The 13,183-nt window shown below is 61.6% G+C and carries 10 protein-coding genes; 5 read left to right on the top strand and 5 right to left on the bottom strand.

The genetic code is table 11. From position 1 onward, the window contains the following. Positions 1-47: 47 nt before the first annotated feature. Entirely contained in the window at positions 48-1,226 is a 1,179-nt protein-coding gene (locus tag LJX92_RS16155) for an MFS transporter (protein WP_228308605.1), read from the bottom strand. Between the two features lie 115 nt (positions 1,227-1,341). On the opposite strand from LJX92_RS16155, the gene LJX92_RS16150 reads away from it, so the two are divergent. Both LJX92_RS16150 and LJX92_RS16145 read left to right on the top strand, forming a co-directional pair. Further along, positions 1,342-2,247 carry a LysR family transcriptional regulator gene (locus LJX92_RS16150; protein WP_032880528.1) on the top strand — a complete coding sequence of 302 codons (906 nt, stop codon included), beginning with the start codon at positions 1,342-1,344 and terminating at the stop codon, positions 2,245-2,247. A gap of 83 nt (positions 2,248-2,330) precedes the next feature. Beyond that, the gene (locus LJX92_RS16145; protein ID WP_148853545.1) at positions 2,331-3,155 is read left to right on the top strand and encodes a DUF2242 domain-containing protein; all 825 of its coding nucleotides are present in this window, start codon (positions 2,331-2,333) and stop codon (positions 3,153-3,155) included. A gap of 1 nt (position 3,156) precedes the next feature. Here the strand turns inward: LJX92_RS16145 and aceE are convergent, their stop codons facing one another. Next, positions 3,157-5,817 (bottom strand): pyruvate dehydrogenase (acetyl-transferring), homodimeric type, encoded by a 2,661-nt coding sequence (gene aceE, locus LJX92_RS16140; RefSeq protein WP_228308604.1) that lies wholly within the window; start codon positions 5,815-5,817, stop codon positions 3,157-3,159. Positions 5,818-5,962: 145 nt separating this feature from the next. Between aceE and LJX92_RS16135 the strand changes: the two genes are divergently transcribed. After that, entirely contained in the window at positions 5,963-6,433 is a 471-nt protein-coding gene (locus tag LJX92_RS16135) for a MarR family winged helix-turn-helix transcriptional regulator (RefSeq protein ID WP_032880533.1), read from the top strand. Between the two features lie 53 nt (positions 6,434-6,486). On the opposite strand, the gene LJX92_RS16130 is transcribed toward LJX92_RS16135, so the two are convergent. From LJX92_RS16130 to LJX92_RS16120, 3 genes are all read right to left on the bottom strand, one after another. Next, a complete protein-coding gene (locus LJX92_RS16130; RefSeq protein WP_228308603.1) occupies positions 6,487-7,491 on the bottom strand; it encodes a transketolase-like TK C-terminal-containing protein in 1,005 nt (334 codons plus the stop codon). Positions 7,492-7,818: 327 nt separating this feature from the next. Continuing rightward, on the bottom strand, positions 7,819-8,853 hold the full coding sequence (locus LJX92_RS16125) for an AraC family transcriptional regulator (protein ID WP_148853542.1): 1,035 nt from the start codon (positions 8,851-8,853) through the stop codon (positions 7,819-7,821). Between the two features lie 3 nt (positions 8,854-8,856). Beyond that, the gene (locus tag LJX92_RS16120; RefSeq protein WP_078821715.1) at positions 8,857-9,987 is read right to left on the bottom strand and encodes a carbon-nitrogen hydrolase family protein; all 1,131 of its coding nucleotides are present in this window, start codon (positions 9,985-9,987) and stop codon (positions 8,857-8,859) included. 211 nt (positions 9,988-10,198) lie between these two features. Here LJX92_RS16120 and LJX92_RS16115 point away from each other — a divergent pair, with 211 nt between their 5' ends. Together LJX92_RS16115 and LJX92_RS16110 are read left to right on the top strand one after the other, a co-directional pair. Further along, a complete protein-coding gene (locus LJX92_RS16115; protein WP_032880539.1) occupies positions 10,199-12,238 on the top strand; it encodes an NADPH-dependent 2,4-dienoyl-CoA reductase in 2,040 nt (679 codons plus the stop codon). Positions 12,239-12,295: 57 nt separating this feature from the next. Then, positions 12,296-13,183, top strand: a complete 888-nt coding sequence (locus tag LJX92_RS16110; RefSeq protein ID WP_032880540.1) for a 1-aminocyclopropane-1-carboxylate deaminase/D-cysteine desulfhydrase — start codon at positions 12,296-12,298, stop codon at positions 13,181-13,183.

Genomic DNA, 13,183 nt, shown 5'->3' with positions numbered 1-13,183 from the left:
CCAGAGGCGATGATAGGAAGTTGAGGAATAAGTTGTAAACAAACTTGTCATCGGCCGTGCCAGGCCTTGCCCGTCATTGCACCCAGCGCCAGCGCTATCAACCCCAGCACTGCCCATGGAAATGCGATGACGCCCCAGTGTTGGAGCATCAAGCCGCCAGCCAGCCCACCCCCGGCAATGCCAAGGTTCCATGCGGTGACCAGCATGGATTGCGCGGCATCAGCCGAGTTGCCGGCCGACTTCGCGAGTGCGGTTTGCAGCAGGGCCGGCAGGCCTCCGAAAGCCAGGCCCCAGGCCGCCACGCTGATGTAGATGCAGATCGCAGAGCTGATCCAGAAACCCAGGAGCAGGGCAGCTGCGGCGAACGTCGCGCAACTGATGAGCGTCAGCAACCGCAGGTGTTGATCAATCCATATGCCCACCAACCAGATGCTTACCAACGCCATCAAGCCGAACACCAGTAATACCTGGTCGATCTCGCTGCCGATGCCGGCGGGCACCAGCAAGGGAGCGATGTAGGTGTAGAGGATGTTATGAGCCAACACATAGGTGAAGGTCACCCACAGCACTGGGCGGATTCCCGGCAGGGCCAGCACGCGATTCAGGCCCAGACGTTTGCTGGCTGCTTCGCCGGCAAAATCCGGCAATTGCCAGCGCGCCCACACCAGCAGTAACAGGGTCAGGCCGGTCATGATGGCAAAGCTGCTGCGCCAACCGACCAGCGTGCCAAGCAGGGTGCCAGCAGGTACGCCGAGGGACAAGGCCAGCGGCGCACCGAGCATGGCCACGGCGATCGCCCGGCCCTGCAGATGAGGGGCAACCATGCGGCTGGCGTAGCCTGCCAACAGCGCCCACAGCAGCCCGGCGAATACACCCGCAAAGAAGCGAGCGATCAAGGTCACGCCGTAGTGGTTGGAAAACGCGGTGACACTGTTGACCAAGGCAAAGCCGCCTATGGCGATCAACAGCAGAGGCCTGCGACGCCAGCCACGGGTCAGCAAGGTCAGCGGGATGGCCGCGAGCAATGAGCCCAGGGCGTAGAGCGTCACCAACTGCCCCACCAGCGCCTGTGACACTTCCAGCCCGGCGCTCATTTGCGGCAGCAGCCCGGCAGGCATGGCCTCGGTGAGGATGGTGATAAAGCCGGCCGAGGCCAGGGCCAGCAACCCTGCCAATGGCAAGGGTTCATGCACGGGCGCCGTAGCGGTCACTGAAGTGTTGTTCATGGGAGTCTCCTTGAAGGGGCAAGGAGGCAGGGTAGGGGGCTGCGATGCGCGGAAAAACAGGCTAAGGTGCCGAACTTATCGGACATTTTTGTCCGCAATCGACCAAGGCATCAGCATGGACAGTCTGAGCGGGCTCTCGGTATTCGTACAGGTCGCGCAAACGCGTAGCTTCACCACCGCCGGGCGGGTATTGGGCGTGTCATCCTCAGCGGTAGGCAAAAGCATCGCACGCATGGAGGAGCGCCTGGGTGTCAGGCTGTTTCATCGAAGTACCCGCAGTATCACCCTGACCAGTGAGGGCGCGCTGTTGCTGGAACGCTCGCGGCGTATCCTGGCGGAAGTGGAAGCGGCTGAGCTGGAGTTGAGCGAGGCCAGTGCCACCCCGCGGGGCAAACTGCGTATCAGTGTGCCCCAAGTGCGCGGGTTGTTGATGCCGGTGATCAGTGGCTTTATGCGTGCCTATCCGGATATCGAGTTGGACGTGGATTTTTCCGACCGTATGGTGGATGTCATCGATGAAGGCTTCGACGCGGTGATCCGCACCGGCAAGCCGGAAGACTCGCGCTTGATGGCGCGCCATCTGGGGCATTACCAATTGGTACTTGTCGGTACGCCCGGCTATTTCGACCAATACGGCACGCCACTCCTGCCCCTGGACTTGAGTCATCACGCCTGCCTTCGGCATAAATTCTGCGCCTCCGGCAAACTCGAGCCCTGGCCGCTGCGACTGGTGCCGGGCGCGGCGGAGCCGAGCTTGCGTGCGCCGCTGGTCAGCAGCACCATTGAGTCTCTCAAGCATGTGGCTCAGGAAGGTCTCGGTATTGCGTGTCTGCCGGACTACATGGTCAACGAGGCGGTTGCGCAAGGGGCTTTGCAGCGCGTGCTGGATGAACACCTCGAACACCGTGGCAGTTTCTGGTTGCTGTGGCCGGCCAGTCGCCATGCCTCGGCCAAATTGCGCGTGTTTATCGACCATATGTGTGCCGGGCTTTTTCCTACTGACGCGGCTTCACAAGGCTGAGATGTTTAACCGACAGGAATGCGCGCTTCAAGGCCGCGTTCTGTTGCACAATACCGTCCGGACCGTTTTCCACAGGATTTTCAATGTCGACATCATTTCACTTGCGTAGCCTCGGGTTGGCGCTGGTGCTGGCGGGCGCCGCGGGCTGCTCCTCACCCAAGACCGCTATCTATGAACATGAGAATTTCGACGATTCCGGTACGTTTTCCCGCGATTACCCGGTCAGCGATGTAGCGGCGTGTGAAGCGGCGCGTCGTGCCCTGCTGAGCCAGGGTTACATCATTACCAGCAGCGATCCAAAGCTGGTGGCGGGCAACAAGAGTTTTCAGCAGACCGGCGAGACCCATCTGCAGATCAGTTTCAACGTGGTGTGCGCTGCTGATGGCAAAGGCAGCAATCACTCGACGATGTTTGCCAACGCCTTGCAGGATCGCTATGCGCTGAAGAAGGTCAACAACTCCGCCAGCCTCGGCGTGGGTGTGCTGGGTTCGGTGTCGATGCCGATCGGCTCCACTGACGACTCGATGGTGAAAGTCGCGAGCGAGACCGTCTCGGCGCCGAAGTTCTACGAGCGTTACTTTGCGCTGGTGGATGTGTTCCTGCCGCAGGAGGTCAAGCAGGCCGAGCATATACCCGAGCAGCCCAAGGCTGACCTGGGTGTGCCTGAACCCAAGGCCGCTCCGGTAGCCGCTCCAGTAGCCGAGAAGGTCGAGGCGCCGAAGGATGCCCCTGTAGCGCCTGCCGCTTCGCAACCCCTGGCACCGCCACCTGAGGCCGCGCCGATCGCACCGACCCCGGAACCTGCGCCTGCCTCGGCGCCAGCAACCGAGCCCGCGCCGGCGCCGACCAATCCCAGCCTGCCTGCGCCGACAGAGGCAATACCGCCCTTGCCAGCGCCTGCGCAGTAACTCAGATGGCTACGGGATCGGCCTTGTCGACGTTGATGCCGTAGCGGCTGATGGCCAGGGCGACGTTGTCACGACCAATCACACCGTCATCAGCCAACGCCTTCAAGGCTGCTAAAGCGATAAAGTGCCGGTCTACCTCGAAGAACTCGCGCAATGTCTCGCGGGTGTCCGATTGCCCGAAACCGTCGGTACCCAGTGCGACAAAACGGCGGTTATGCACGAAGGGGCGAATCTGGTCGGCGAACAACTTCATGTAGTCCGTGGCCACCACCACAGCGCCGGTTCTCCCGGCAAGGCAGGTTTCGACGTAGCTTTGGCGCGGCTCGCTTTGCGGGTGCAGGAGGTTCCAGCGTTCGGCGGCGTGCCCATCACGGCGCAATTCGGTCAGGCTGGTGACGCTCCAGACATCGCTATGCACGGCGAAATCCTTGGCGAGCAACTCGGCTGCGGCGATCACTTCGCGCAAGATTGAACCGCTGCCCATGAGCTGCACCTTTGCCTGCGGGTGGCTGCTCAGCGGATACATGCCCTTGAGAATGCCTTCTTCAACGCCTTCCGGCATCGCCGGGTGCGGATAGTTTTCGTTGAGCAGGGTGATGTAGTAATAGATGTCCTCCTGTTCGACATACATGCGCCGCATACCCTCGCGAATAATCACCGCCAGTTCGTAGGCAAAAGTCGGGTCATAGGCCACGCAGCAGGGAATCACCGACGCCAGGATATGGCTGTGTCCGTCGTCGTGCTGCAAGCCTTCCCCCATCAGCGTGGTGCGTCCGGCCGTGGCGCCCAGCAGGAAGCCCCGCGCTCGCGCATCGCCCGCCGCCCAGGCCAGGTCGCCGACGCGCTGGAAGCCGAACATCGAGTAGAAAATATAGAACGGCACGGTCATCAGGCCATGGTTGCTATAGGACGTGCTTGCCGCAATCCAGGAAGAAATGGCGCCGGATTCATTCAGCCCTTCCTGCATGATCTGTCCGTCTTTGCTTTCTTTGTAGTAGCTCAATTGCCCGGCGTCCTGTGGGGTATAGAGCTGGCCGACGGCTGAGTGGATACCGATCTGGCGGAACAGGCTTTCCATGCCAAAGGTGCGCGACTCATCCGGCACAATAGGCACGATCAGCTTGCCCAAATGCGGGTCCTTGAGCAGCGTGCCGAGGATGCGCACAAAGGCCATGGTGGTGGAGATGGCGCGCTCACCGGTGTCTTTGAGTTGGGTGGCGAAGGCGCTCAGCTCGGGGATTTGCAGCGGCGCAACGCTCGTGTGGCGCGCTGGCACATAGCCTCCCAGCGCCTGCCGTCGTGCGGCAAAGTAGTGGGCCTCTTCGCTGTCGACGGCGGGTTTGAGGTAGGGGATTTCTTCGAGCCGGTCATCGTCGACCTCCAGGCCGAAGCGGTCGCGGAAAGCTTTTACCGCTTCGGCCCCCATCTTCTTCAGCTGATGGTTGATGTTTTGGCCTTCGCCAGCTTCACCCATGCCGAAGCCCTTGACCGTCTTGGCCAGTATCACCGTGGGCTGGCCCTTGTGGCGCACGGCGGCGGCGTAGGCGTTGTAGACCTTGTCCGGGTCATGCCCGCCCCGTGAGAGTTTCCAGATGTCGTCGTCGGACATGTCCGCAACCAGCGCCAGCAACTGCGGGTATTTGCCAAAGAAGTGTTCACGCACATAAGCGCCATCCTGGGATTTGTAATTCTGGTAGTTGCCGTCCACGCATTCCATCATGCGTTGGCGCAGCAGGCCGCTCTGGTCCTTTTCCAGCAGCGCGTCCCAGCCGCCGCCCCAGATCACCTTGATCACATTCCAGCCGGCGGCACGGTACAGGCTCTCGAACTCCTGGATCACCTTGGCATTGCCGCGCACCGGACCATCCAGGCGTTGCAGGTTGCAGTTGACCACGAAGATCAGGTTGTCGAGTTTTTCGCGGCCCGCCAGGGAGATGGCCGCCAGGGATTCGGGCTGGTCCATTTCGCCATCGCCGAGGAATGCCCAAACCTTGCGGCCCTGATGCTGCTTGAGGTCTCGAAACTCCAGGTACCGCATAAAACGCGCCTGGTACGCGGCGGTGATCGGCCCCAGGCCCATGGAGACCGTAGGGAATTGCCAGAAGTCCGGCATCAACCGTGGGTGAGGGTAGGAAGACAAACCCTCGCCACCGGCCTCGCGCCGAAAGTTATCCAGCTGCGCTTCGCTGATACGGCCCTCCAGGTAGGCACGGCCATAAATGCCTGGTGAGGAATGGCCCTGGATGTACACCAGGTCGCCGTCGAATGTGTCGGTTCGGCCACGGAAAAAATGATCGAAGCCTACGTCATACAGCACGGCGGCTGACGCATAGGTGGCGATATGCCCACCCACGCCTGAGTGTTTGCCTGCGCGCAATACCATCGCCATGGCATTCCAGCGGATGAACGCATTGGTGCGCCGCTCGATGGCCTGGTTACCGGGGTAGGGCAACTGGCGCTCAACCGGGATGGTATTGACGTAGGGGGTGGTCACCCGCCCGTAGAAGTCGCCATGCCGTGCAACGTCGAAATCCAGCAACTGATCGATCAGGTAATGAGCGCGGGGACGGCCCTCGGTGGACAGCACCGATTCGATGGAGTCCAGCCATTCGCGGGTTTCCTGCGGATCATCGTCGAGTCTTACTGGGTCATTCGGGGTCATGTGAGGCTCCAGGGTAGGCGGATTCAAGCAGCGAGCTCCTCGCGGGAGTGATGCAAAATGTAGTTGCAATTGCAACGACATGCCGGAATCTAGCGCGGGATGAGCTACTATTGCAACCTTCTTGAAATTCCCCGGATGGTGTTGCATGTCGTCGAAAGAGCCGGATGTATGGTTCCGTTTTGTCAGGGCTCACAGGACGGTCATCCGTGAAATCGAGCGGCGCCTGGCTGCGGCGGGCCTGCCGCCGTACGCCTGGTACGATGCGTTGTGGGGCCTGGAAAGCGGGCCCGGCGGCACCCGGCGTATGCACGAACTGGCCGATGTGCTGGCCATTGAGCGCTATAACCTCACGCGCCTGGTGGACCGCCTGGAAAAGGACGGCCTGGTAGTGCGTTCCCGCTCCGATGGCGACGGTCGTGCGGCGTTTGCCTCGATCACGGACACGGGTCGAGCGCTGCGCAAGAGCATGTGGAAAATCTACGAAAGCACCGTGGACGAGCTGTTCATTTCACAAATCGAACCCGAGCAGCGCCAGGCATTTGCCGATGCCCTGGAGCGCACGGCGGGCTTGGCGATGGATGCGGGTGTGCAAGTGCGCAGCCGACGTAAATCGTAGGTTCGAAAACAGACTCAGTGCGGGGGACCTTGCTTGCGCAATTGCATTCCCCCTCACTTCAGGTGATAGCGCTGCAGTGCGTTTTCCACCTGCTGCACCTCGGTACGCCCTTCATCGGCCAGCGCTCTTAACGCTGACGCCACAATCCAATAGCGGCTCGGCGCAGAGGCCTGCATCGAGCCTGCGCCCAAGGCGATAAATCGTGCATCTACATGCGCGGCTAATTGATCGACAATCACCTGCGGATAACCGGTGACGGCAATGACGGGTGCGCTACTGCCTGCCAGGCAATCACGTAAATGGCAGCTGCGCCTGGGGGCCAAGGGGTGCAAGCGGTTCCAGCGCTCCGCGGTCGCCGCCTCACGGGCCAATCGTGTGTAGCTGGGGCTGCTCCACACCTGCGCCGTAATATTCCAGTCCTGTTCCAGCAACTCTGCGGCGTACATCACCTCTTCCAGCGCCCGGCCAGCCCCGAGCAGGCGCACATCTGCTGCTTGGCCACGCCGGATCGGATACATGCCTTTGTGGGCATCCTCTCGGTCCTGGGCAGTCAGTGTCGTGTGGGCATCCTGGTCATGCAGCGTCAAATAATAAAAACCTGGCTGGCCGTCGATGTACAGCGTGCGTAGTCCTGCCAGCACAATCGCTCGAGCTTCGTCTCCCGAGGCGGGATCGTAGGGTGTGCAGCGTGGATGAGCCGCCAGCCATACTGGCAATGACGGGTGCGTGCCCTTGGGCCACGGGGAAGGCTGGTTCTCGATGTCATTGCAAAAGATGCCACGTTGGGCGGTCTGCTCCGACAGTGCGCACAACTGTGCAGACGATACTGCGCTGTGCAGATAGAGCAGGGGTTTTTCGCCGCGATTGCGCGCAAACCAGATAGGCCAGTTGCCCACGCGGCGGCTGCATGACTGGCCACGGATCACCCAGGCGTGCCGGCTGGATTCCAGGGTATTGGCCATGCTCATCACCGTATACAGCGGCGAGTTGGCCGGGCAAACGGCGGTGCTGAGTGCGTCGATGCAGCCCTGCGCAGAATGCGCGATAGAGGCAGGCATGGGTCCAAGCTCCTTCCAACGGATATTTGTACCCTACTGGAAATGTGATTGCATTTGCAATGATTGCAATCGCACTTCAAGTCATGGGATTAAATTATCCGGCGCCTGTCGCGTTTAACTTTTCAAGCGCAGGAATGTCACAACGTCGACATTTTTTCGTCATGACGGCACTTTAGGCTGGGTTCGCAGGTCATTTACCTGCCACCGCTTTCATTTGAAGAAGGAGTCCACCATGGATGATTACCAGGAAGAACTGCTGGAGTATCAGGCATTCGAGTTGGACCCGCTGGATCCGGTCGACGATGCCACCGAGCTGTAACGCTGACTTCAGGCGGAATGCCGCTGACTGCGGCGAAATTCCCCTGGGGTCTGGTTATTCCAGCGCCTGAAGGCCCGCTGGAAGGCTTGGGCTGAAGCAAAGCCAAGCAAGTAGGCGATCTCGCCAAATGCCAGCTCGGTATCGCGAATATAGGTCATGGCCAGGTCGCGGCGGGTGTCGTTGAGAATTGCGCGAAACTGTGTGCCTTCCTCGGCCAGTTTGCGCCGTAAAGTCCAGGTCGGCAGTTTCAAGCGTGCCGCCACCTCTTCCAGGTCGGGTTCCCGGCCGCCATTGAGCATCGGCCCGAGCAACCGCGTGATGCGCTCGCGCAGGCTGCGGGTGCGAGTCAGCTGCTCCAACTCCCTTTCACACAGCTGCAGCAGCAGGTGCCAGGTGCTTGGGCAGTGCTGTGGGTTGCGCAGCGCCAAGGTGGGTTGGCTCAGACGCAGTTGATTGGCATCGGCGCCGAAATGCATCACGCCGCTTCCCAGCCTGTTGTAGTGTTCGTGATAGTCCGGCGCGTCGAATTCGATTTCTATCCGTTGTGCCTGCACCGGCTGTTGCGCCAGGCTGGATAATTGTTGCAGCCAACCGGCGATGATCGAGTCCACCACAAAGCGGTTATAGGCGTTGTAGGGGCTGATGGAGTAGAACCGCAGCCAGGCGCCTTCGGCATCTTCATGAAAGCTCGATTGCCCACGATAGTTGGAGCCGTACAGCGCTTCAAAGCGTGTGAGCGTGCGCGCCGCTTCGCGCACATTGGGGGCCTGGGCGGCGGTGACACCGGCAAGGCCAGCCTGGCTCAAGCGGCTGAGTTGGCCCATGCGCAGGCCCAGGCCCGGATCGCCGGTCAGTTGGATGGCCGCGTGGCCCAGGCGCATATAGCGCGGGATCGACAGGCGTGCGCCGGCTTCAGCCAGGCGTGCAGGGTCCAGGCCGTATTGCAGCAACAGCGGTTGCGGGTCCAGGCCGTGGCTCTGGATGGCATCGGCCAGGGTGTGCACGAAGCCCACCGACAGATCCCCCAGGCGCACCGGCTTCAAGGGCTACAGCCAGATATTCAGCAGGCGCGCGCCACGGGCATCGCCGTCGGCGAACACTTGCCCGTTGCTGCTCAGAAAACTCTGGCCGGCGCTGCCCAGGTCCCAGAACTGCCCACGTAAAAACACGCTCATGCCCGCCATGGCCTGGCTGACAGGCTGCTGGCTGATCAGCGTGAGGCGGCGCCAGGCGGCGCCTTCGCTGGTTTCTTCGGGTTTGAGGCTGACCTCGGAAGGCGTCGACACGCTCTTGAAGCCGCGCCATGGACGGTCCCAGGTGTCGCGGCCAGTGACGAAGGCCGGTACTGCGATCAGTTGCGCACCTTGCTCGTTAAGCTTGCGATAGTTGTCCGGGTACCAGCTGTCGCTGCCGACCAGGATGCCCAGGCGCCCGGCAGGCGTATCCACCACGCTGACGACATTCTCATCGCCTGGCTCGATAAAGCCACGCTCATCGTAGATCGGGTAGAGCTGACGCTGCGGTTGGCCCAGTGGCAAACCGTCGGCGGCAAACACCACGCTGGCGTTGTACAGCGCGCCATGGCCGACTTCCAACTGCCCCTGGATCACGCTCGGGTTGGGCAGGGCGATGGAGCCTGCCACCAGGGTTACGCCAAATTCTTTTGCCAGGCCGCCGAACACCACTTGATAGTCGCGCGCCATGGCAGGGGCCTTCATGCGCAGGTAGGCGTCATCCATGCGGTTGTCGCCGGTGGCGCTGATCCAGGCTTTCGCAAACTGCAGTGGGTTGCTGATCGACAGCCAGTTCATCGCATCCTTCAAATGCGTGGCCTGGTACAGCTCGTTTTTTTCGCCCTTGAGCATCAGCCAGGTGCCGATATGTTCGGGCAGCACCACGATGGTCTTGGCGTTGATCAGGCCTTGGTCGCGCGCTTTTTGCAGGTAGCTCGACAGCTTCAGATGCAGGCGTTCCAGGCTTTGATAGTCGGCAGGGAACAGCTCTGGCTGAATGCCGAGCAGGTTGCCACGGTCGGCTGGTTCGCCCTCATTGACGGCGAGGGTGATACGCAGGTCCGACAGGTAATGCGCCACGGGGCGCTCCTGGGTCCAGACCAGATACGCGGCAAGGGCGGCAACCAGGGCCATGGTGACGGTGAACGCTAGAAGTTTACGCATGGGGCAACAGACAACAGACCAGGTGCAGGGTTCGCGACTAGGGTAGGGCCCATGGCGCGGCTTGCCAAGGGGCGCTGTGCATTTGGATCAATAACTTGTCAGTTTCAGTCATTGAGCCGTGGTCCACCGCCTCTTAGTCTGTGGGACATAAACCGATGGCACACCGTTCGAGTGCGCCACGTCCCGTGATGATCCGTTGTGGAGCTGTACCATGACCGCTGCTGCCTACCCGCACCTGCTGGCCCCGTTGGACCTGGGTTTTACCACCTTGCGCAACCGTACCCTGATGGGCTCGATGCACACCGGCCTGGAAGAAAAGCCCGGCGGTTTCGAGCGCATGGCAGCCTACTTTGCCGAGCGCGCCCGTGGTGGCGTGGGCCTGATGGTCACCGGCGGCATTGGTCCGAATGATGAAGGCGGGGTATACGCCGGGGCAGCCAAGCTGACCACTGAAGAAGAGGCGCGCAAGCACAAGATCGTCACCCAGGCGGTGCACGAGGCGGGCGGCAAGATCTGCATGCAGATCCTTCACGCCGGGCGTTATGCCTACAGCCCCAAGCAGGTGGCGCCGAGTGCGATCCAGGCGCCGATCAACCCGTTCAAGCCCAAGGAATTGGATGAGGAGGGCATCGAGAAGCAGATTCAGGATTTCGTCACCTGCTCTTTGCTGGCCCAGGCCGCCGAATACGACGGTGTGGAAATCATGGGTTCGGAGGGCTACTTCATTAACCAGTTCCTCGCCGCCCAGACCAACCATCGCACCGACCGTTGGGGCGGCAGCTTTGAAAACCGTATGCGCCTGGCGGTGGAGATCGTGCGTCGCGTGCGCGAGGCCGTCGGCCCGAACTTCATCATTATCTTCCGCCTGTCGATGCTTGATCTGGTGGAAGGCGGCAGCGTCTGGAAGGAAATCGTGCAGTTGGCCAAGGCTATCGAGCAGGCTGGCGCGACGATCATCAACACCGGTATCGGCTGGCACGAAGCGCGTATCCCTACCATTGCCACCAAGGTCCCGCGTGGCGCCTTCAGCAAAGTCACCGCCAAATTGCGCGGTGCGGTGCAGATTCCGCTGATCACCACCAACCGCATCAACACCCCGGAAATCGCCGAGCAGATCCTGGCCGAGGGCGATGCCGACATGGTCTCGATGGCGCGCCCGTTTCTGGCCGACCCGGAGTTCGTCAACAAGGCCGCCGCTGGGCGCGCCGATGAAATCAACACCTGCATCGGCTGCAACCAGGCGTGCCTGGACCACACCTTCGGCGGCAAGCTGACCACCTGTTTGGTCAACCCGCGCGCCTGCTATGAAACCGAACTCAATTACCTGCCCGTCAAGCAGATCAAGAAAATCGCGGTGGTCGGCGCCGGCCCTGCCGGTCTGGCCGCTGCCACTGTTGCCGCTGAGCGTGGGCATCAGGTGACCTTGTTCGATTCCGCCAGCGAGATTGGCGGCCAGTTCAATATCGCCAAGCGTGTGCCGGGTAAGGAAGAGTTTTTCGAAACCCTGCGTTACTTCAAACGCAAATTGCAGACCACTCACGTAGAGCTGTGCCTCAACACTCGTGTGGGCGTCGAGCAGCTGGTGGCAGGTGGTTATGACGAGGTGATCCTGGCCACCGGTATCGCGCCGCGCACCCCGGCGATCCCGGGCGTCGAGAACGCCAAGGTGTTGAGTTACCTGGATGTGATCCTGGAGCGCAAGCCGGTGGGCAAGCGTGTGGCGGTTATCGGTGCCGGCGGCATCGGTTTCGATGTATCGGAATTCCTCGTACACCAAGGCGTGTCTACCAGCCTGGATCGCGAGGCGTTCTGGAAAGAGTGGGGCATCGATACCCAACTGGAAGCACGTGGCGGGGTGGCCGGGATCAAGCCCGAGCGCCATGCGCCGGCCCGCGAGGTGTTCCTGCTGCAACGCAAGGCTTCCAAGGTTGGCGACGGCCTGGGCAAGACCACCGGCTGGATTCACCGTACCGGTTTGAAGAACAAACAGGTGCAGATGCTCAACAGTGTCGAGTACTTGAAGATCGATGACGCAGGCTTACATATCCGCATCGGCGCCGAGGGTGAACCGCAGGTGCTGGCGGTGGACAACATTGTCATCTGCGCCGGCCAGGACCCGCTGCGCGAACTGCATGACGGCCTGGTCGCTGCCGGCCAGAACGTGCACCTGATCGGCGGTGCCGATGTGGCCGCCGAGCTGGACGCCAAGCGCGCCATCAATCAGGGCTCGCGCCTGGCGGCCGAGTTGTAAGGCGACAATAGGGGCGGTGTTAGACTTGCCGCCCCTTTCTCATTCAGATACCTGCCGATGGGCCCTTTCGATTGGCTGCCTTATGCGCCCCTTGAACCTGTGCAGCTTGATTGGCTGAACGGCATCGAGTTGGCCGTGCTGCGCCTGGACCGCATCGACCCGCTGATCAGCGGCAACAAGTGGTTCAAACTTACCGAACACTTGGCTCAGGCCCGCGCTACCGGCGCCAAAGGGGTTATCAGCCTTGGCGGGGCTCACTCCAACCATCTGCACGCACTGGCAGCGGCGGGCAAGCGCTTTGATTTTCCCACGGTCGGCCTGTTGCGCGGCCATCCCCAAGACACTCCCACGGTGCTCGACCTCAAGACCTTCGGCATGCAACTGCATTGGCTGGGCTACGGCGGTTATCGGGCGCGGCATGAGCCGGGTTTCTGGCTGCCCTGGCGCGAGCAGTATCCCGACCTTTATCCGATACCCGAAGGCGGTGGTGGTCTGGACGGCGCGCTGGGCTGTGGGGTGTTGGTGGAGCAGGCGCGGGTGCAGTTGAGCCACCTCGGTTGGACGGATTACGACGCATGGTGGCTGGCGGCGGGCACCGGCACTACCCTGGCCGGGCTGGTGTTGGCGGAGGTCGGCGCGCATCCGGTGTACGGCGCCATGGCGGTGCCGGATGATCATGGCGTGGCGCAGAATGTGAGTGCGATTGTGCAGACCGGTTATGAGTTGCTGGACGCCTGCCGTGGCGGCTTTGCCAAGGTCGATCCGCTGCTGCTCGACTTTATCGAGCGCACCGAACGGGCCTGCGGTGTGCCACTGGAGCCGCTCTACACCGGCAAGGCGCTGCTGGCATTGAAGCAACAGATCGAGGCCGGACGCTTTGCCCCCGGCGCGCGGCTGATCTTCATCCACACTGGCGGCCTGCAAGGCCGCCGAGGTTTCCTGTAG

The organism is Pseudomonas sp. HN8-3, assembly GCF_020790195.1.
GTDB lineage: Bacteria > Pseudomonadota > Gammaproteobacteria > Pseudomonadales > Pseudomonadaceae > Aquipseudomonas > Aquipseudomonas synxantha_A.
The sequence above is the reverse complement of the archived record's forward strand: the minus strand, read 5'-3'. Positions and strand labels throughout refer to the sequence as shown.

Bases quoted from the DNA above. Each gene is read 5' to 3' on its own strand.
- LJX92_RS16150 (WP_032880528.1), top strand. From the start codon at position 1,342: ATGGACAGTCTGAGCGGGCTCTCGGTATTCGTACAGGTCGCGCAAACG.
- LJX92_RS16145 (WP_148853545.1), top strand. From the start codon at position 2,331: ATGTCGACATCATTTCACTTGCGTAGCCTCGGGTTGGCGCTGGTGCTG.
- LJX92_RS16130 (WP_228308603.1), bottom strand. From the start codon at position 7,491: ATGCCTGCCTCTATCGCGCATTCTGCGCAGGGCTGCATCGACGCACTC.
- aceE (WP_228308604.1), bottom strand. From the start codon at position 5,817: ATGACCCCGAATGACCCAGTAAGACTCGACGATGATCCGCAGGAAACC.
- LJX92_RS16110 (WP_032880540.1), top strand. From the start codon at position 12,296: ATGGGCCCTTTCGATTGGCTGCCTTATGCGCCCCTTGAACCTGTGCAG.
- LJX92_RS16135 (WP_032880533.1), top strand. From the start codon at position 5,963: ATGTCGTCGAAAGAGCCGGATGTATGGTTCCGTTTTGTCAGGGCTCAC.
- LJX92_RS16115 (WP_032880539.1), top strand. From the start codon at position 10,199: ATGACCGCTGCTGCCTACCCGCACCTGCTGGCCCCGTTGGACCTGGGT.
- LJX92_RS16155 (WP_228308605.1), bottom strand. From the start codon at position 1,226: ATGAACAACACTTCAGTGACCGCTACGGCGCCCGTGCATGAACCCTTG.
- LJX92_RS16120 (WP_078821715.1), bottom strand. From the start codon at position 9,987: ATGCGTAAACTTCTAGCGTTCACCGTCACCATGGCCCTGGTTGCCGCC.